This is a genomic window from Tissierella sp. MB52-C2, from assembly GCF_030931715.1.
In the GTDB taxonomy this organism is placed as follows: domain Bacteria; phylum Bacillota; class Clostridia; order Tissierellales; family Tissierellaceae; genus Tissierella.
This window is the reverse complement of sequence record NZ_CP133261.1, coordinates 2,417,943-2,438,084: the sequence shown is the minus strand read 5'-3', so window position 1 is coordinate 2,438,084 and position 20,142 is coordinate 2,417,943. Positions and strand designations below refer to the sequence as shown.

Annotated in this window: 20 protein-coding genes, 3 tRNA genes, 1 pseudogene and 1 other annotated feature; of the genes and pseudogenes, 21 read left to right on the top strand and 3 right to left on the bottom strand. The window is 30.1% G+C overall.

Going from position 1 to position 20,142, the window contains the following annotated elements:
* The first annotated feature begins 159 nt into the window (after window positions 1-159).
* From RBU61_RS12295 to RBU61_RS12260, 7 genes and pseudogenes are all read left to right on the top strand, one after another.
* On the top strand, window positions 160-1,014 hold the full coding sequence (locus RBU61_RS12295; protein WP_308875724.1) for a transposase: 855 nt from the start codon (window positions 160-162) through the stop codon (window positions 1,012-1,014).
* Between the two features lie 144 nt (window positions 1,015-1,158).
* Window positions 1,159-1,628: pseudogene (locus tag RBU61_RS19595) on the top strand (transposase).
* Between the two features lie 296 nt (window positions 1,629-1,924).
* Window positions 1,925-2,425: a sigma-70 family RNA polymerase sigma factor gene (locus RBU61_RS12280; RefSeq protein ID WP_308875720.1), complete on the top strand. Its 501-nt coding sequence runs from the start codon at window positions 1,925-1,927 to the stop codon at window positions 2,423-2,425.
* A 1-nt stretch (window position 2,426) separates the two neighbouring features.
* The gene (locus RBU61_RS12275) at window positions 2,427-3,323 is read left to right on the top strand and encodes a DUF3298 domain-containing protein (protein ID WP_308875719.1); all 897 of its coding nucleotides are present in this window, start codon (window positions 2,427-2,429) and stop codon (window positions 3,321-3,323) included.
* A 177-nt stretch (window positions 3,324-3,500) separates the two neighbouring features.
* Window positions 3,501-4,082 carry an HDIG domain-containing metalloprotein gene (locus RBU61_RS12270; RefSeq protein ID WP_308875718.1) on the top strand — a complete coding sequence of 194 codons (582 nt, stop codon included), beginning with the start codon at window positions 3,501-3,503 and terminating at the stop codon, window positions 4,080-4,082.
* 83 nt (window positions 4,083-4,165) lie between these two features.
* Complete coding sequence (locus RBU61_RS12265) at window positions 4,166-4,669, top strand: gamma carbonic anhydrase family protein (RefSeq protein WP_308875717.1); 504 nt, start codon at window positions 4,166-4,168, stop codon at window positions 4,667-4,669.
* 222 nt (window positions 4,670-4,891) lie between these two features.
* Entirely contained in the window at window positions 4,892-6,196 is a 1,305-nt protein-coding gene (locus RBU61_RS12260; protein WP_308875716.1) for a Na+/H+ antiporter family protein, read from the top strand.
* Window positions 6,197-6,243: 47 nt separating this feature from the next.
* Here RBU61_RS12260 and RBU61_RS12255 read toward each other — a convergent pair whose 3' ends face one another.
* Window positions 6,244-7,245 carry an ABC transporter substrate-binding protein gene (locus RBU61_RS12255; protein ID WP_308875715.1) on the bottom strand — a complete coding sequence of 334 codons (1,002 nt, stop codon included), beginning with the start codon at window positions 7,243-7,245 and terminating at the stop codon, window positions 6,244-6,246.
* Window positions 7,246-7,353: 108 nt separating this feature from the next.
* On the opposite strand from RBU61_RS12255, the gene pgsA reads away from it, so the two are divergent.
* From pgsA to RBU61_RS12235, 4 genes are all read left to right on the top strand, one after another.
* The gene (pgsA, locus tag RBU61_RS12250; RefSeq protein ID WP_308875714.1) at window positions 7,354-7,902 is read left to right on the top strand and encodes a CDP-diacylglycerol--glycerol-3-phosphate 3-phosphatidyltransferase; all 549 of its coding nucleotides are present in this window, start codon (window positions 7,354-7,356) and stop codon (window positions 7,900-7,902) included.
* A 34-nt stretch (window positions 7,903-7,936) separates the two neighbouring features.
* Window positions 7,937-8,148, top strand: a binding site (T-box leader).
* A gap of 247 nt (window positions 8,149-8,395) precedes the next feature.
* Window positions 8,396-11,047, top strand: coding sequence for a valine--tRNA ligase (locus tag RBU61_RS12245; protein ID WP_308875713.1), 2,652 nt, complete (start codon window positions 8,396-8,398; stop codon window positions 11,045-11,047).
* A gap of 13 nt (window positions 11,048-11,060) precedes the next feature.
* Window positions 11,061-12,353 carry a folylpolyglutamate synthase/dihydrofolate synthase family protein gene (locus RBU61_RS12240; protein WP_308875712.1) on the top strand — a complete coding sequence of 431 codons (1,293 nt, stop codon included), beginning with the start codon at window positions 11,061-11,063 and terminating at the stop codon, window positions 12,351-12,353.
* 185 nt (window positions 12,354-12,538) lie between these two features.
* Entirely contained in the window at window positions 12,539-13,468 is a 930-nt protein-coding gene (locus tag RBU61_RS12235; RefSeq protein WP_308875711.1) for a hypothetical protein, read from the top strand.
* On the opposite strand, the gene RBU61_RS12230 is transcribed toward RBU61_RS12235, so the two are convergent.
* Window positions 13,460-14,008 (bottom strand): DUF4364 family protein, encoded by a 549-nt coding sequence (locus RBU61_RS12230; RefSeq protein WP_308875710.1) that lies wholly within the window; start codon window positions 14,006-14,008, stop codon window positions 13,460-13,462. The genes RBU61_RS12235 and RBU61_RS12230 overlap by 9 nt on opposite strands.
* Window positions 14,009-14,110: 102 nt before the next feature.
* Window positions 14,111-14,314, bottom strand: coding sequence for an alpha/beta-type small acid-soluble spore protein (locus tag RBU61_RS12225; protein ID WP_308875709.1), 204 nt, complete (start codon window positions 14,312-14,314; stop codon window positions 14,111-14,113).
* Window positions 14,315-14,530: 216 nt separating this feature from the next.
* On the opposite strand from RBU61_RS12225, the gene RBU61_RS12220 reads away from it, so the two are divergent.
* The 10 genes from RBU61_RS12220 to RBU61_RS12175 all read left to right on the top strand — a co-directional run bounded on the left by RBU61_RS12220 (window position 14,531) and on the right by RBU61_RS12175 (window position 19,983).
* Window positions 14,531-15,307, top strand: a complete 777-nt coding sequence (locus tag RBU61_RS12220; protein WP_308875708.1) for a polysaccharide deacetylase family protein — start codon at window positions 14,531-14,533, stop codon at window positions 15,305-15,307.
* A gap of 20 nt (window positions 15,308-15,327) precedes the next feature.
* The gene (locus RBU61_RS12215; protein ID WP_308875706.1) at window positions 15,328-15,966 is read left to right on the top strand and encodes a hypothetical protein; all 639 of its coding nucleotides are present in this window, start codon (window positions 15,328-15,330) and stop codon (window positions 15,964-15,966) included.
* A gap of 205 nt (window positions 15,967-16,171) precedes the next feature.
* A complete protein-coding gene (locus RBU61_RS12210; protein ID WP_308875705.1) occupies window positions 16,172-16,846 on the top strand; it encodes a single-stranded DNA-binding protein in 675 nt (224 codons plus the stop codon).
* Between the two features lie 182 nt (window positions 16,847-17,028).
* Window positions 17,029-17,553: a hypoxanthine phosphoribosyltransferase gene (hpt, locus tag RBU61_RS12205; protein WP_308875704.1), complete on the top strand. Its 525-nt coding sequence runs from the start codon at window positions 17,029-17,031 to the stop codon at window positions 17,551-17,553.
* 108 nt (window positions 17,554-17,661) lie between these two features.
* Window positions 17,662-17,868, top strand: coding sequence for a small, acid-soluble spore protein, alpha/beta type (locus RBU61_RS12200; protein WP_308875702.1), 207 nt, complete (start codon window positions 17,662-17,664; stop codon window positions 17,866-17,868).
* A 23-nt stretch (window positions 17,869-17,891) separates the two neighbouring features.
* Complete coding sequence (locus RBU61_RS12195) at window positions 17,892-18,632, top strand: methyltransferase domain-containing protein (RefSeq protein ID WP_308875700.1); 741 nt, start codon at window positions 17,892-17,894, stop codon at window positions 18,630-18,632.
* Window positions 18,633-18,656: 24 nt separating this feature from the next.
* Window positions 18,657-19,538 carry an Hsp33 family molecular chaperone HslO gene (gene hslO / locus RBU61_RS12190; RefSeq protein WP_308875697.1) on the top strand — a complete coding sequence of 294 codons (882 nt, stop codon included), beginning with the start codon at window positions 18,657-18,659 and terminating at the stop codon, window positions 19,536-19,538.
* A gap of 61 nt (window positions 19,539-19,599) precedes the next feature.
* Window positions 19,600-19,675 (top strand) — tRNA-Phe (locus RBU61_RS12185).
* A gap of 121 nt (window positions 19,676-19,796) precedes the next feature.
* A tRNA-Gly gene (locus tag RBU61_RS12180) sits at window positions 19,797-19,871 on the top strand.
* 37 nt (window positions 19,872-19,908) lie between these two features.
* Window positions 19,909-19,983: transfer RNA gene (locus RBU61_RS12175), tRNA-Cys, on the top strand.
* The last annotated feature ends 159 nt before the right edge of the window (window positions 19,984-20,142 follow it).

Here is a 20,142-nt window from a genome sequence, read left to right as displayed (position 1 = left end):
GTTCAGAGAGCGGTTGCTCTTTGAACTCTTTTCTAGTATGCTTTATCTGCGATGAATATACATACTAAAGTTAATCATAGAGCAAAAATCAAAAAAATGCAACTAACTTTTAGTTTTGATTTGACTAATAATTTTGATATGGATGATGAGGTTTTCCTGGTGCACAATATTATTGAGGAGATGAATTTAAAGTTTTTAGATAGTGCCTACTCTAATAAAGGTAGAAAACCAGCTGTAGAATCAAAAACCATGTTGAAAATTCTAGTTTTTGCATACATAAATAGAAAATATTCAGCTAGAGATATTGAAGATGCCTGTAAATATGATATTCGATTCAGATGGCTTTTAGATAATGGAAAATCCCCTGATCATGTAACCATCAATAGATTTAGGAATAAGATATATCCTTTCATGGATGAAATATTACATCAACTAGTAAACTTACTAGTAGAACAAGGAGAAATGGATTTAAAAAGTGTATACATAGACGGAACGAAAATAGAAGCAAATGCCAATAGATACACATTTGTATGGAAAAAATCTATACTTAAATATCAAGAGAAACTAATACAGAAAATACTAGAATATTTCAGAATTAATGAAAATTTATCTAGTGAGGATTGTAAAAAGCTTGTTCTACTTGAATTCAATAACATAAGAAATATTTGCAAATCAAGAAATATAGTATTTGCTTATGGTAAAGGGAAGCGAAAATTAGAAGAACAAAAGAAATATGAAATGTTGGAAGAGTGGCTTGATAAGCTAAATATATATGAAAAACATTTGAATATACTTGATGAAAGAAACAGCTATTCAAAAACAGATAAAGATGCAACTTTCATGAGATTAAAAGATGACCATATGAAAAATGGTCAGTTAAAACCTGCTTACAATATTCAATGTGCAACGAATGGCGGGTATATTGTAGATATAGAGGGATTTAGTAATCCTACAGATGTGAGAACCTTAGTTCCTTTTATGGATAAACTTCTAAAAAATATGATACAAAAATAAATAGAGTTGTAGCAGACTCAGGCTATGAAAGTGAGGAAAATTATCTTTATCTAAGAAAAAGAAAATAAAACCTTTCATAAAACCCTTAAATTATGAAGTAAAAAGACAAGAAAATATAGAAATGACATATCAAGAAAAGAGAATATGATTTACTATAAAGTAGAAGATTACTATATTTGTCATAATAATAAAAAGCTTAAATTCGAAAAGAGAATATATAGAAAAAATAAATATGGATTTAAAAGTGAGTCTAAGGTTTATCTATGCAATGACTGTCTAAATTGTATATATTCTAGTGATTGCATCAATATGAAAAACAAAACTGGATTGAAACGCATATATGTTTCTGAAGGATTTGAAGAATTAAGAAAAGAATCAGAAAAAATATAATGACAGAAGAAGGAATTACAGAAAGACTTAATCGTTCAATTCAGTCAGAAGGAGTATTTTCATATATAAAATCAGGAATGCAATATTTAAGATTTAAACATAGAGGTATGGAAAAAGTTATTTCAGAAATAAAGTTACTAAGTGTCGCAATAAATATAAGAAAACTAAGTAGTAAAATAAAGGCAGACAAATTAGGTTTTATCCGATATAAAGAAGTGATTTAGAAATAGAAAAAACGCCATAAGTAAAATGAGGTTTAGAAAAATCTAAGCTTTATTTCCTGTACCCTAAATTAATTTAGAGAGAGTATATTTAATATTTATAGGGACTGATATAACTTAGTTGTCAACTTTGATATAGAAAAAGAGGCGTTTCATAACTGATTTATCAGTTATGAAACAGCCCCTTTTTGATTGAATAATTTCAAAAAAACTTAAATTTATAAAACTTTTTTAAAGCCTTATACGTCTATATAGTGTAAGGCTTAAGCTTATGACAAGAGAAAGGAGAATTTCCCGGGATGGCTGAAGATAGTATAGATGAACAAATTGCAAACTATGTAATTAAAAATAAAGAAAGTCACTATAGATTGGTCTATACTTATGTAAGGAATGTTGAGGATGCTTTAGATATTATACAAGAGTCTATATATAAGGCTTTTTTATTTAAAGATTCCCTAAAAAATATTGATTACATAAAGACTTGGTATTATAGAATTCTGGTAAATACTTCACTAGATTTTTTACGTAAAAGAAAGAGATTAGTTGTAGTAGATGATGAGACTTTATCTGGATTTGATTTAGGCGAAGAAGATATGTATGAAGATATTGATCTGAGTACTGCAATTAAAGAGTTACCTGAAGATTATCGTATTATTATAATCCTAAGATATTTTGAAGACTTAAAAATAGGAGAAATTGCTGAGATTTTAAATCTAAATTTAAATACAGTTAAAACTCGATTATATAAGGGACTTGAAAAATTACGAATAAAAATAAATGATGAAGACCAGGAGGAGTAGTATGAATAATAAGCTCGAAGAATCAAAAAAAGAATATATGAATATATCAATTCCAGATGAACTAGAATTTGTAGTTAAAAGGTCAATTAAAGAGGGGAGAAAAAATAATATGAAAAAAGATAATAAATATAGAATATTAAAAACCACAGCAGCATCAGTAGCTGCGGCTGCATTATTAATAACAGCCGGAGTCAACACTAGCCCAGCCCTTGCAGAGAATTTATCTGAAATACCAATATTTGGTGGCATAGTCAAAGTGTTGACATTTAGGGAGTATAAAATAGATAAAGATAAATTTGATGCTAATATTAAGGTTCCCAAAATAGAAGGTTTAGAAAGCGATGAATTACAAAATAGCCTAAACGAAAAATATATCAAAGAAAATAAAGAACTATATGAAGCTTTTATATCAGAAATGGAAGAACTTCAGTCAAAAAATAGTGGAAATATAAGTATTAGTACGGACTATGATGTAAAAACTGATAATGATAATATATTGTCCATAGGACGTTATATTGTAAGTACTGCAGGATCTTCAGATCAAAAAATTAAGTATGATACTATTGATAAGAAAAATCAAATATTAATTACATTACCAAGTTTATTTAAGAATGAAAGCTATACAGAAGCCATAAGCGAAAATATAAAGGAACAAATGAGAGCACAAATGAAGGCAGACGAGAATAAAGTTTACTGGATTGATGATTTTGCTATGGACAGTGAATCAGAGTTTAAAGATATATCAAAGGAACAAAGTTTCTATATAGACCATGAAGGTAAATTAATAATTTCATTTGATAAATATGAAATTGCCCCTGGATATATGGGAACTCAGGAATTTACCATACCAACAGAAGTAATAAAAGATATCTTAGTAAGTAATGAATATATTAAATAATGAAATAAAATCTTTAATTTAGACAAGATTAATATGAAAAAGGATCATAAGTTTATATATAAACTTATGATCCTTTTTATGTATTAATATTCCATTAATCCTAGATATAAGACCTTGACACTCTAGGTTTACTACTTTATTATATATACTAAAGTGATAAAGAAAGAGGGTAAACATATGGCAAATAAAAAACCAACTAGAGAAGAGGCTTTAGAGTTATTTAAAAAATATAATAAATCAGATAGTCTTTTACGTCATGCACTTTCAGTTGAGGCGACAATGAAACATTTTGCAGAACTTTTCAATGAGGAAGATGTAGACAAATGGTCAATAATAGGTCTTATGCATGATTTAGATTATGAGATGTATCCTAATGAACATTGTATAAAGGTTCAAGAAATTCTTAGGGAAGAATCATATCCAGAGAATTATATAAGAGCAATTGCCAGTCATGGTTACGAAATATGTGTAGATATAGAACCTGTAGAAAAAATGGAGAAGGTACTATATGCTATTGATGAATTAACAGGACTTATAACAGCAGTAGCTCTTCTTCGTCCAAGTAGATCTATTCTTGATCTAGAGCCAAAATCAGTGAAGAAAAAGTGGAAGGATAAGGCTTTCGCAGCTGGGGTAGATAGATCTATTATAGAGAAGGGCATAGAAATGTTAGGAATGGAAAGAGATGAAGTAATTAAAGAAACAATACTTGCCATGAGAAAAGTGGCTAGTGAAATAGATTTACAGGGAAATCTATAGAAGTTAAGGATGAAAATTTACCGAATCTTTATGATATAATTAGGGTAATAAATATTAAATGACAATATATAAGGAGAGATATTATGATAAAGAGTTTAAAAAATAAAAGCCCTAAAATCCATGAAGAAGCATTTATTGCTGAAACTGCCGATGTTCTAGGAGATGTAACTATAGGTGAAGGTACTAGTATATGGTATGGGGCAGTGGCACGTGGAGATATGAATACTATTGTAATTGGAAAATATAGTAATGTTCAAGATAACTCTAGTTTACATGTAGATTCTAATGAACCTTTAAAAATAGGGGATTACACTACTGTAGGACATAATGCAGTTGTCCATGGATGTACCATAGGTAACAATTGTTTGATAGGAATGGGTGCTATAATTCTTAATAATGCGATTATAGGAGATAATTGTATTATAGGAGCAGGGGCGTTAATTACAGAAGGAGCAGTAATACCACCTAATTCTTTAGTATTAGGTGCTCCTGGAAAGGTCAAAAGAGAATTGACAGAAGATGATATTAAGTCCATAAAAGATAATGCAGTTAGATATGAAAAGCTATGGAAAGAGCAACATATATAATGATTTTCCACTATAGATGAAGTCTACTAAATTTAAAGTAGCAATCTATATTTATGATAAAAACATATTAGAAGATAGAATTATCTTTTCTAATTCTGGGACTAATGAGTCAATATATTATAATTTCCTCAGATGATTAAAGTTCTATGGTTTATTTAGAGTGAATAATATATGTTAAAAGAATATTTTAATGGATATATTAGTAAATCAAGGAGGGATATTATGTTAACCAATCCGGTGCTATTATCAGTATTAGTCATGGCTGTATTATGTTTATTAAGAGTAAATGTATTAATCGCACTTATTGTATCAGCAATGGCAGGTGGTGTATTATCTGGTATGTCAGTAGGCGATTCCATTGCTACCTTAATTAGTGGAATGGGTGGGAGTGCAGAAACTGCATTGTCATATATACTACTTGGTGCATTAGCAGTAGCAATTGGCAAGACGGGAGTTGCAGACATACTAGCTAGAAAAATAGGAAGGATAATAGATGGTAGAAGAAGGCTATTTGTATTATTAATAGCTGTTGTGGCTTGCTTTTCCCAAAACTTAATTCCAGTCCACATAGCTTTTATTCCAATATTAATACCTCCTTTAATCCCTGTTATGAACAAATTTAAGATTGATAGAAGAGGTGTAGCAGCAGCACTAACATTTGGACTTAAGGCTCCTTATATAATATTACCAGTAGGATTTGGACTCCTTTTTCATAACATAATAAGAGAAGCTTTGATAGATAATGGAGTCCTTGTAGAAAGAAATATGATTTGGAAATCAATGTTGCTTCCAGGTATAGGAATGATAGTAGGATTATTTATAGCTGTGTTAATAAGCTATAAAAAACCAAGGGAATATAAAGAACTTGAATCACAGGAATCGAATACTAAAGACATAGAAGAACAAGGAATGACAAGAGAGCACTGGGCTGCATTAGTAGGAGCTGTAGCAGCATTTGCAATTCAAATTATAACAAAATCCCTTCCCTTGGGGGCTATATCAGGATTAGCATTGATGATGATGCTAGGTGGATTTAAATGGAAAGAGCTTGATGATATGATAAATGGTGGTATTGGATTAATGGGATTTATTGCTTTTGTAATGTTAGTTGCTTCAGGTTATGGTGCAGTTATTAGAGAAACAGGCGGAGTAGAATCTTTAGTAAAGGCAGCGGCAGGTATGATGGGAGGAAGTAAAGCAATAGCAGCATTTACAATGCTATTAATAGGATTAATTATTACTTTAGGCATTGGTACATCTTTTGGAACAGTCCCAATAATTGCAACAATATTTGTACCTCTATGTACAGCATTAGGCTTTAGTCCTGCTGCAACAATTTGTTTAGTAGGTACAGCAGGGGCATTGGGAGACGCAGGTTCCCCTGCATCAGACAGTACACTGGGACCTACTGCTGGCCTTAATGTAGATGGTCAGCATGATCATATTTGGGATACTTGTGTACCTACATTTCTCCATTATAATATTCCATTATTAATATTTGGAACAATAGCGGCAGTATTACTTTAATAAAATGATAAATTAAAATAAATAGATAAAGGGCTTAAGCCCTTTATCTATTTCATAGCTTTCTTAGCAAATTCAGTAGTTACTATTTTATTATAATCTGCTCTTTGATCCAGTTCTCCAGCCAGTTCCATAATATTCATCATATGGTCTAATCCTTCTTCTGTAATGATTAAATCTGGTTTCCAAGAGTCTTGATCTCTATATCTTTCTATTAGAGAGATTAAAACATCTTTATCTGTATCTGGAAATTGTGGCATTACTGCATCTGCAATTTCCTCACTATTATGTTCTTGAACCCAAACCATGCCTTTATAAATTGCATTTGTAAATTTTTGGATTATATCAGGGTTCTTTTCAATATATTCTTTAGTTGCTGAGTAACAAGTATATGGTAAATATCCGCCTTCTTCACCTATGGAAGCCACTACATAGCCTTTGCCTTCTTTTTCTAATGTGGCTGCAACAGGCTCAAATAATGCTACATAATCACCTTCACCAGCAACAAATGCTCCAGCCATTACGTCAAATTGTATGTCTGTTCTTACATCAACATCTCTACCTATTTCTAGGCCATGATTTTTAATTACATACTCTAAAGTCATTTCAGGCATACCGCCTTTTCTGCCTCCTATGACAGTTTTACCTTTAAGTTTATCAAAGGTGAAGTTATCATCCTTTTCTCTACCTACTAAAAAGGAACCATCTCTCTGAGTTAATTGTGCAAAGTTAATTACATAATTATCTCTTCCTTGGTTGTAAACATATACAGATGCTTCAGGACCCATAAATCCAATTTCAGCCTCATCACTCAATAATGAAGTCATAACTTTATCCGCACCTTTACCATTGAGCAGCTCAATTTTTAGTCCTTCTTCCTCAAAGAACCCTTGATTAATAGCTACATATTGTGGTGTATAAAATAGGGAGTGAGTAACTTCAACTAGCCTAATGGTTTGTAGCTCAGAATTCTTTTGACAACCAACTAAACCAAATGATAGTACTACCATTAGGATTAATACAAACGAAATTTTTCTTAAAAGCTTTGACATCTTATCACTCCTAACATAAAATAGGTATACGAAAATCTTATTTAATGCTATAATATTCTAAAACAAACTAAAGGTTACTAAATTACTTATCAGGCAAGGAGTGATTAAATGAACATAGCAAATATGATAACAATTTTAAGAATACTACTAATTCCAGTCTATCTATACTTTTTTTATTCTAGTTTAAGAAACAATATTTTATTGGCAGGAATTATATTTATTATTGCAGGAATATCTGATGTTTTAGACGGATATATAGCAAGAAAATATAATATGACATCTAGACTCGGGATAGTTCTAGATCCTATTGCAGATAAATTGATGATGTTTACTATTCTTATTAGTTTTACTACTAAAGGAATTATATCTGTTTGGATACTAATTGCCCTAGGAATAAAGGAAATAGCCATGATATCAGGTGGAGCCATATTATATCTATTTAAGGGGAAACAAGTAATGCCCTCAAATAAATATGGAAAGGTAGCAACCCTATCGTTTTATGCTGCAACCTTATCTATTGTATTTAAATTACCTGAGTTATTATCTACAAGCTTATTTTTCTTAACAGTAGCCTTGAATATTATAGCCTTTATAAATTATTTTATAATTTATATAAAAATGGGACATAATAGGTTGAATGATATGGTTGACAAATAAATCTTATATATATATAATTAAATCAATAATTTTATATTTTGCTTTGATAAAGAGGAGTAAGTAAATATCCTTTACAGAGAGAGGATTCTAGGCTGAAAAATCCTAAGTTAAATATTTACTGAAGGTAGCTTTTGAGCATTCAAACTGAAATAAAGTAAGTTTGAAGGGTTTTAACCCTTATATGATGTGAGAGCCATAGTTTTTATGGAATTAAGGTGGTACCGCGAATTACCCTTCGTCCTTAGAGTGTTAAGGATGAAGGGATTTTTTATGACCTAACACAGCGAACGACAGTCAGCTGATGTAGGTCAAACGCAACGAGAACCAAATCTATACGAGCATAGCGAGTAAATAGATTTGAGTTTCGAAACTGCGTAATTTGTAAGTAACATCTGATGAAGGATAAACTCCTTCTTCTGTTACTAAATAATAGAAATATATTAGCTGCATAGTCTTTACTGACTATGAAATTATTATAATAAGGAGTGATATTATGTTAGAAAATTTACCAAAGACTTATAATCCAAAGGACTTTGAAGATAGACTCTATAAATATTGGAATGATAATGGACATTTTACAGCTCATGTGGATAAAACTAAGAAACCCTTTACAATAATGATGCCACCACCAAATGTAACGGGAAGTCTTCATATGGGTCATGCACTTAACAATACTATCCAAGATATTTTAACTAGATGGAAGAGGATGGAAGGGTATTCAGCACTATGGTTACCAGGTACAGATCATGCCAGTATATCAACTGAAGCAAAAGTAGTAGAAAAGATAAAAAAAGAAGGTAGATCTAAGGAAGAATTAGGTCGTGAAGGTTTTCTAGAAGAAGCTTGGGATTGGACTCATAAATATGGAAATACAATTAAAAACCAACTTAAAAAACTTGGAGTTTCCTGTGACTGGAGTAGAGATAGATTTACTCTAGATGAAGGATTAAGTAAGGCTGTAGAAGAAGTTTTTATTAGATTATATGAGAAGGGTCTAATATATAGGGGAGATAGGATAATTAACTGGTGTCCAAGTTGTAGAACTGCCATATCAGATGCAGAAGTAGAACACGAAGATTCCAATGGAAGCATATGGCATATTAAATATCCTATTAAAGATGGTGATGGATTTATAGTTATAGCGACTACTAGACCAGAAACCATGCTAGGAGACTTAGCCATAGCTGTAAATCCAGAGGATGAAAGATATAAAGACCTTGTGGGAAAAACAGTAATTCTTCCACTTATGAATAGAGAGATTCCTATTATAGCAGATGACTATGTAGAAATGGAATTTGGTACAGGAGCAGTTAAAATAACTCCATCCCATGACCCTAATGACTTTGAAGTAGGAGAAAGACACAATCTTGGTCAATATGTAATAATGAATGAAGATGGAACTATTAGCTCTAAAGGTGGAGTATACCAAGGTTTAGAAAGATATGAAGCAAGAAAGAAAATAATTGAAGACTTAGATAGGGAAGGCTATTTAGTAGAAATTAAAGATCATCAAAATGCAGTAGGACATTGTGAAAGATGTACTACCATAGTAGAGCCTCTTATTTCAAAGCAATGGTTTGTAAAAATGGAATCCCTAGCTAAACCGGCATTAGAAGCATATAAAAATGGAGAATTAAATTTCATACCTGAAAGATTTGGTAAGGTTTATGTGAATTGGTTAGAGGGTATAAAAGACTGGTGTATTTCTAGACAATTATGGTGGGGTCATAGACTTCCAGTATATTACTGTGAAGATTGTGATGAAATCATGGTATCTAGAACAAAACCAGACAAATGTAGTAAATGTAATAGTATAAATTTACATCAAGATACTGATACATTAGATACTTGGTTTTCATCTGCTTTATGGCCTTTTTCCACTTTAGGATGGCCTGATAAAACAGAGGATTTAAGCTATTTCTTCCCAACGGATGTATTAGTTACTGGATATGATATTATATTTTTCTGGGTAGTTAGGATGGTATTTTCAAGTATAGAGCAAATGGGAGAAATGCCATTTAAAGACGTATTTTTTACAGGACTTGTTCGTGACTCACAAGGAAGAAAGATGAGTAAGTCTCTAGGAAATGGTATAGATCCATTGGAAATAATAGATGAATACGGTGCAGATGCTCTTAGATTTACTTTAGTTACGGGAAATTCCCCAGGAAATGATATGAGATTCTATGTGGAAAGAGTAGAATCCAATAGAAATTTTGCTAATAAATTGTGGAATGCTACTAGATTTGTTTTAATGAATCTTGAAGAGGACATTGCTAAAGAAGAGCTTACTTTAGATAATTTAGAGGAAGAAGATAAATGGATTTTATCTAAATTAAATACTTTAGCTAAAGAAGCAACAGAAAATCTAGATAAATATGAAATAGGTATGGCAGCTGAAAAGGTATATAATTTCATATGGGATGAATACTGTGACTGGTATATCGAAATGGTTAAATCCAGATTATATGGAGAGAACAAGGAAAGTAAAGAAACAGCAGAAAAAGTTTTATTATTTGTTTTAAAAGATATACTGAAATTGCTTCATCCATTTATGCCATTTATTACTGAAGAGATTTGGCAACACTTACCAGGAGGAGATACTCCTTTAATATTGAGCAACTGGCCAGTATATAAAGAAGAGTTCAACTTCCCGGAATCAGAAGAAACAATTGAATTCATTAAATCAGGAATTAAGGGTATAAGAAATGCAAGGGCTGAAATGAATATCGTACCTTCTAGGAAATCTAAACAAATATTTGTGACCAAGGATGAGAGAATAAAAAATATAATCCATAATGGTAGAAGATATTTCCTAAATCTTGCTTCAAGTGATGAAATTGAAATAGTAGATAATAAGGAAGGTATAGGAGAAGATAATATTTCTGTAGTATTGGATAAATGTGAAGTGTTCTTACCTTTAAAGGATTTAATTGATTTTGAGAAGGAAATCGAAAGATTAGAAAAGGAAAAAGAAAAACTTGAAGATGAGATAAAAAGAGTAGTAGGTAAATTATCTAATGAAGGATTTGTTAAAAAAGCTCCTGAAAAAGTAGTAAATGAGGAGAAAGAAAAACAAAGAAAATATGAAGAAATGCTTGAAAATGTAATAGAAAGACTTGAAAGCATAAAATCTAATAAATAAACTGGAGGATAAAATGAAATATCAAGAGGCTTTAGAATATATAAATGATAAAGATAAATATGGCTCAAGACTTGGACTTGATTCAATAGGAAAGCTTATGAGTCTCTTAGGGAACCCTCAAGAAGGACTAAAGTATATTCATATAGGTGGAACCAATGGAAAAGGTTCCACCTCATCTTACATGGCTCATTGTCTAGAAGCAGGTGAATATAAGGTTGGGTTATTTACTTCACCATATATAGAAAGATTTAATGAGCGTATTCAGATAAATGGACAAGATATACCAGATGATACTTTAGGAAGAATAACTGGTCTTATCAAAGAAAAGGCTAATATTATGGTACAAGAAGGATATGAGCATCCTACTACTTTTGAAATAGTTACTGCCATAGGTTTTATGTATTTTAAAGAGGAAAATGTGGATTATGTAATTCTAGAAGTGGGATTAGGTGGTAGATATGATTCTACTAATATTATTTCATCACCTTTAGCCTCAATAATTACTACCTTAGATTATGATCATATTGATGTTTTAGGAGACACACTGGATAAAATTGCTTATCAAAAAGCAGGAATTATAAAGGAAAATAGTATGGTAGTATCTTATCCTCAAGAGGCAGAAGCATTAGAGGTTATAAAGAAAGCAGCAGAAGAAAAAGAATCTGATTTCTATTTATGCCCTATGGAAAATATTGTGGTTAAAGAAGTAAATGGTTCTGGTAGCACCTTCGACTTCTATTATAAGAATATAGAATTAAAAGATATTAAAATATCTATGCTAGGTGAGTATCAAGTTTACAATGCTACATTGGCTTTGACTACTATATTGATTTTAAAGGAAAAAGGATTAGTCCATATTACAGAGGAACAAATTAGAGAAGGGCTAAAGAAAACAAAGTGGCCAGGAAGATTAGAAGTTATAAGAAAGAACCCAACTTTCTTAATAGATGGAGCACATAATGTACAAGGAATTAGTCAGTTGAAAAAAGCTCTTAGTCTATTTAACTATAATAAATTAATTCTTGGATTGGGGATATTAAAAGATAAAGATTCATCTCATATGGTTGAGTTATTGGCACCTTTAGCAGATGAGATTGTAGTTACAGAAGTAAATATGCCTAGGAAATTAGATGCTGAAGATTTGGCTAAGGAAATATCTAAATACAATCAAAATGTTGTTGTAGAAAAAGATATAAAAAAGGCTATAGAAAAAGCTTTAGAGCTAGCTAAGGAAGATGATATGATAGTATTTGGCGGTTCTTTGTATTTAATAGGAGAAGTAAGAACTTTAGCAAAACTACTGTAGACTTTCTACAGTAGTTTTTTTATAGCGAATAGGGAGATTTTACTTTTTATCTTTTCTAATTTAGAACTTGCTATGACCTTCATAAGTTTCAAAAAAGGCTTCTTCTAATGTTTATTTAGAAGCCTTTTTATATTTCACCAATATATACTCACCTGCATAAATTACATATACAGGGAGGTGATATATTGAATGAGGATAGAATACTAGTGGCCAACACTGGTGATGATAGCTTAACTTTAAAAGATTTTAAAGATGATTCTAAATCTAAGACCATATTTTTATCTAAGCTTGTAGGAAAAGAAATAGATAATGACATCTTAGAAAATAGCAAACTAGGGCCCTACGATATGATTAAGGGAGAAGAAAAAAATATATATATTACAAATTCCTATGATAACTCTGTTATGAAAATAGATATGGGAAGTGAGAAGCTGCTGGGATTCATTAAAATAGGTAAAAATCCTACCTCTATTAAAAGTTTTAAAGGTAAAATCTATATAGCAAACAGTGATTCTAACTCCATATCTGTAGTTGATGAAAAGACATTTTCATTAATAGAAGATATATCTGTAGGGGAAAGACCTACAGATATTCAAATTGATGAAATTGGTTTAAAAGTATTTATTGCCAATGGAAATTGCTATACAATAAATATTTTAGACTTAAATAGTGAAAAGATCTCGTCCATAACCTTAACTAAACAACCTATTAAAATGATAATAGAGAATACTAGGCTATTTATTCTTTCATATAAAGGTAATGGTATGAATAACTATAGTAATTTATCAGAAATAGAAATCAAAGATCACAAGACAAAAGTAAGTATAGACTTAAAAGGCATATATGCCAACTTTGTAAAAATAAAAGGCAGGGATTTATTCTATCTTTCAAATGTAGAAGATGGATATATTTATAGAATATTAATAGATAAAGAAATAAGTATCTCAAAAATTTACTTAGGTGGTATGCCTAATAGTATTAAATGGAATGGAAAGGCAAATCTTTATATAACCAATATATTAAATAATGAATTAAATATATTTCAAGAATCAAATAGCTTAAATATAAAAAACATTAGAGTGGGAAAAGAACCGAATGGAATTCTCCTACTCTAATGGAGTGGTTTGTTCATCTGTAAGTATATTGATTATACTCTGATAAATAGCCTCTGGATTCTTCTTCCATTTATCACAAATTAAATCTACCTGTTTTTTTGTAGCTACATCTAAATAGATACTAAATAAAGTATCTTCGTTTTCAACTAGCTTTAAATTTACTACGTATAAGTTATTGTTTTTTTGAAAATAATCTGTAACCACTTGAGTTTCTATCTTCTTTTCTTTTTCTAATTTGTTAAATACCTTATTTAACTCCTCTTTAACTTGAACAGGGATTCTTTTTTCAAAATAAGATAAAGCTATTTCACCTTTTTCTAATAGTATATATACATCCCTAGAGTTTTTGTTTTCTATTTGTATAAAATTAGAATTAATTAATTCACTTAAGTATTGCTGTACTAAGAAAAAATTCATATAGTTTTTTTCTAATACAAATTCAGTTATTTCAGAATTTGTAAAATCTTTATCAGATAATTTTATTAAGTATAATAAAAGGAGTTTGTTCTGTGCTAATTCTTCAGTGTTTTCTATAAACAATTTTTAACACCTCTCTTCATGTATTACATGGTTATATTATAGCACAAAATAATAGAGAAGTGGAATTCCACTTCTCTATTTTTAATATTATTTTAAGCTAAACTATTTTCCAGCTAGTTGATTTTGAGCAGACTTAACTAATTGTTTAACCATATATCCGCCTACATATCCGTTTTGTCTAGAAGTCAAATTACCTTTATCCATTGAATCATAATTTGACATTCCTAATTCATTTGCTATTTCCAATTTCATTTGATTTAAGGCTGCTCTAGCTTCAGGAACAACTATTTTATTGTTATTAGCCATTTTTAAAACCTCCTTAATTCAACAACTTATTTTGTCGTTGTAATATTAATATAACCTTTTTGGACATATCTATACTGGTAATTAATTTTAAAATGTATATGAATAACCAATTTAGGGAATAATCATAATTTCATCTTATTTCAAGAGGATAAAATCTTAAGTAATATAAATCTTATTTATGAATAAATTATATATATAAGTATTGGAGGTGGAAAAATGAAAAACAGGTATTATAAGAATGATATTAATATTACTATTAGATTGTTAATAGTTTTGTGTGTAGCACTAATTTGTTTAGTTTATGTTACAATTAAGACTACAGAAAATATTGCTACAGTATTTGCTCCAACTAAAGAATTGCCAATATATAGTGTAGAAACACCAGATAAAAAGATTGCCATTAGTTTTGATGCAGCTTGGGGCGATGAATATACAAGTCATATATTGGACACACTAGATAAATATAAAGTAAAGAGTACATTTTTTCTAGTTGATTTCTGGGTTGAAAAGTATCCAGAGCATGTAAAGGAAATCGCAAAAAGAGGCCACGATGTTGAAAACCACTCAACAACGCATCCTAATATGAGTCAATTAAGTGCAGAAAAAATGGCAGAGGAATTAAATACAGTAGGAAAAAAGATAGAAGACTTGACAGGAAAAAAGCCAACACTATTTAGACCACCTTTTGGAGATTATAATGACTTAGTAATACAAACTGCAAGAAATAATGGATATTACACTATTCAATGGGATGTAGATTCTTTAGATTGGAAAGAATTTGGAGTCCAGCCAGTAGTGGATAGAGTAACTAGAAATGTAAGAAACGGTTCTATTGTGTTATTTCACAATAATGCAAAGTATATAAAAGAATATTTACCTTTAGTCATAGAGCGATTACAGGAAGATGGATATGAAATTGTTCCTATTTCTGAATTGATATATAAAGAAAACTTTATAATGGATAATACAGGAAGACAGATTTTACAAAAATAAAAAGTGATTAGGGGATGTAGATGGAAGAACAAAAGATAATAGTGATTGGAATAATGGAAGAACTAAAAGACAGAATAAGTTTCAAACTATTAAAAGAAATCTTAAACAAATTCCAATATAAAATTTTATACCAAAACAAGTCTGAGAATATAATTATATTAAATAAAGGAGATAGAAGTATTCTTTTAATAGATATAAAGGAAGACTTGATATATGCAATAAAGGATATGGATATTGAATTCAATATAGTTGTTCATACATTTCTAAACTCTAAAAGCTATGAAAATAAAAATCTTAAAAAAATATTTAATAAGTCGGAATATATAATTATAAATTGTGATGAAAAAAAATGGAATTATCTATTAGAGGAAAATCTTAAGTCAATAATTATAAGCTATGGATTTAATAATAAAGCAAGTATAAATATTTCTAGTTGTAATATTCACGACATAATAAATGCAAATTTATGTTTTCAGAGAGAAATAGTAACCATTGGAGGAAATATAATAGAGCCTTATGAATTGCCTATAAAAGCTAATTATATGAATAAACTAGATATATATAGCGTTATAGCGACTATTGCTACTAGTTTATTAATAGATGAAGATATACTTTTGCTAAAAGATTTTATGGAAGTTAATATAAATAAAATATTATGAGAAAAAATATTTAATAAAATTGAGTTTTTTTTAACAAAAAATTACAAAAAAGAAGGATTTTTTAGACTCTATGTCTAATAATAGATATATACAAATGATAAATTTGATATATCTATTATTTTTTATTTTTATTCATATTGTTTTACTTACTAGAATATATTAGATATAGATTTAAAAAACATAGGAATAGAGGGGGACATTAATAATGATTGATAAGACTGTAGAAACAAATATTGTGAGATTAGTTGGGAAAGTGGCAAGTGAAAGGACTTTTAGTCATGAAATGTACGGAGAAGGGTTTTATAATCTAGATATTGAAGTACCTAGATTGAGTGATTCTGTAGATATTCTTCCAATAACGGTTTCCGAAAGACTTATGGTAGATGTAGACTTATCTATTGGACAATATGTTATAATAGAAGGACAACTAAGGTCTTATAATAGATATATTGACAATAGTAATAGGCTAGTTTTAACTATATTTATTAAGGAAATCTATATACCAGAGGAAGAAGAATTAGAAGAAGCTCTAAGAAAACCTAATGAAATTTATTTAGATGGGTATATATGTAAGAAACCCATTTATAGGACGACTCCTTTTGGTAGAGAAATAACAGATGTTTTAATAGCAGTAAATAGATCATATAATAAATCCGACTATATACCATCTATTGCTTGGGGAAGAAATGCAAGATTCTGTGAGAAGATGTTAGTAGGTGATCATATTAAACTTTGGGGTAGAATTCAGAGTAGAGAGTATCAGAAGAAACTTTCCAATGGAGAAGTAGAAAAAAGAACTGCTTTCGAAGTATCGGTATCAAAATTAGAATATGTTGAAAACGATAACAATAGACTAGAACTATGTGAAGAAGAGGCTTAGTAGATAAACTGAAAGGATAAGATAATTTATGGATACAAAATTCATATTTAGTGCTATAATATTGATAATATTAGTAAGTCTTCAATATACGCTTAATCTTATATTAAGGGAAATCAGAGATATAAGAAAGATTCTATTAAGAAGTTCAAGCTATATTAACTTAGGAGAAAGGAGAGAATAATTTGGACAGCAGCAAGAGAGAGAGAACCCTTTATAGTAGAGAGAGTATAAGCACTAGAGTTAGAGAATTAGGAGAAATCATATCTAAGGAATACAATAATAAAAGTTTAATAGTGATATCATTACTTAGAGGTAGCTTTATTTTCGCTTCAGATTTAGTTAGAGAAATATCCATACCTGTTGAAGTTGAATTTATGACAACTGCAAGTTATGGACATGATGAGATATCATCAGGGAACGTAGAAATTGTACATGATATAAGAGCAGATATAGAGGGAAAAGATGTTTTAATTGTAGATGATATAATTGATTCTGGATATACACTAAAGAAAGTAAAGGAAACTTTAGGTCTAAAAAATCCAAACTCAGTAAAGATTTGTGTAATGTTAGATAAACCTAGTAGAAGGAAGGTAGATTTAGAACCAGATTTCGTAGGTTTTACTATACCAGATGTCTTTATAGTAGGATATGGACTTAATTACGGAGATCATTATAGAAATATCCCATATATATTTACTTTTGATTAAACAATTCACCTACGGAATTTACTCTGTAGGTGAATTATTATTTAAATATTTACCCTTTAGGAATAAAAGAAGGGGTTCTTCCTAATAATAAGCTTAGGAGGGATAAGTATGAAGAAGAAAAAAGAAAAAAAGAAAAAGATAGAAACTTTAGAGGACAAATTAAAGTATGAAATAGCAGAGGAATTAGGACTAATAGATAAAATAAATGATGTGGGCTGGGGAGGACTAACAGCTAAAGAATCAGGTAGAATAGGTGGATTAATCACTGTAAGAAAAAGAGAAATGAACAAAAATACTGAAGAAAAGAAAGAGTAAATAACAAAAAAAGGGGGATGAAAATGGATATTTACAATAGGTTTGCTAATATCTATGATGAATTAATGATGGATTTTAATTATGAAGATTGGTTTAATTACATAGAACAAATATTTAAAAAGTATAATAAAGAACCAAAACAAATTCTTGAAATGGCCTGTGGAACAGGTAACCTCTCATATTATCTTGCAAAACAGGGATATAGATTAACTTGTTTTGATTTATCTTCAGATATGCTATCTAAGGCTTACGAAAAGCTTAGAAAATTTAAGAATGTAAAATTAATAAACCAAAATATGATTAATTTTAATTTAAAAGAGTCTTTTGATTCCATTATATCCATATGTGATAGCATAAATTATATAACGGAAAAGGAAGATTTATTTAAAACTTTTAAAAATGTATGGAATCATTTAGAAGATGATGGTATATTTATATTTGATATTAATTCCCATTATAAATTAAAGCATATAATAGGGAATAATACATTTATAGAAGATAAGGAAGAGGTATTCTATTCTTGGCAAAACTATTATGATGATAATGAAGATATATGTGAGTTTTATTTAACCTTTTTCTACAGTGAAGACGGAGAAAATTTTGAAAGATTTGATGAGGAGCATAGAGAGAAGGCTTATGAAGAAGATGAAATAAGAGAATTACTTAAAGAAGCTGGATTTAGGATTATAGATTCATTTGAAGCGTTTGGATTTGAAAAAACAAAAGATGAAACTGAAAGAATAAACTTTGTTGCTATAAAATAATTATAGATATTCAGGAGGATTGGAATGAAAGATTATTTAATAAGAGGCATAGATAAAAAAGGAAATATAAGAATATTTGTGGCAGCTACAACAAACATGGTCGAGGATGCAAGGGTTGCTCATAATACATCTCCCACGGCTACAGCAGCCTTAGGAAGATCCTTAACTGCAGGTGCTATGATGGGAATGATGATGAAAAATGAACAGGATAGACTTACTTTAAAGATAGCTGGAGATGGGCCACTAGGAACAATTATGATAGTAGCTAATAATCAAGGTAGAATTAAGGGATATGTGGATAATCCATATGCCGATGTTCCTACTAGAGAAACTGATGGTAAATTAGATGTAGGTAAACTTGTAGGACATAATGGTACAATTACTACTATTATGGACTTAGGTCTTAAGGATCCCTATATAGGACAAGCAAATCTAGTGTCTGGTGAAATAGCAGAAGACATAGCAACCTATTATGTAATATCAGAGCAACAACCTTCAGCAGTAGGTCTAGGAGTATTAATAGATAAAGATATTTCAGTAAAAGCTGCAGGTGGATATATAATACAATTATTACCTAATGTACCTGATGAAGATATAGCTAAAATAGAAGAAACCTTAAGTAAAATGGAACCAGTATCAACTCTAATAGATAAAGGTCTATCACCAGAAGATATTATGCATGAATTACTGTCAGGATTCCATATGGAAGTATTAGATAAAGTAGAAATAAAATACTCCTGTGACTGTTCAAGAGAAAGACTTGAAAGAGTTCTACTTAGCATAGGAAAAGATGAAATTAGAGCCATAATAGATGAAGATGGAGAGGCAGAAATGGTATGCCATTTTTGCAACACAAAATATTATTTCTCAAAAGAGGAATTAGAGAAACTAATAGTTGACAAATAATAGAAATTAATATATACTAAGTAATGTTGCGTACGATATCTGCCTATATGGCAGCTATTATGCCCGGATAGCTCAGTCGGTAGAGCAGTAGACTGAAAATCTACGTGTCGCTGGTTCGATTCCGGCTCCGGGCACCATGTTGTATCTTTAGATATAGACTTTTTATATATAAATAAAAGTTAAATTTTACAAAAAAGATTTGATAATGTATTGACTTATTTAATGACATATGCTATTATTATAAAGGTAACAGTTCCTGCGGAAATGGCTCAGTGGTAGAGCATCGCCTTGCCAAGGCGAGGGTCGCGAGTTCGAATCTCGTTTTCCGCTCCATGTTAAAAAGAGCCCTAATTATTAGGGCTTTATATTTGGCGGCATAGCCAAGTGGTAAGGCAGAGGTCTGCAAAACCTTTACTCCCCAGTTCAAATCTGGGTGCCGCCTCCAAATGAATACACGGTTACAAGGATTAGGACAGATTGAGAAAAAACGAAATCTGTCCTAAAACCGTCCAATGTGAAAGAATAAACTCCCTCTAGTCAGGGAGTTTATTTATATAAATATTATTTAATTTTTTCTACTGTTTTATCCAATAGTTCCATCTGA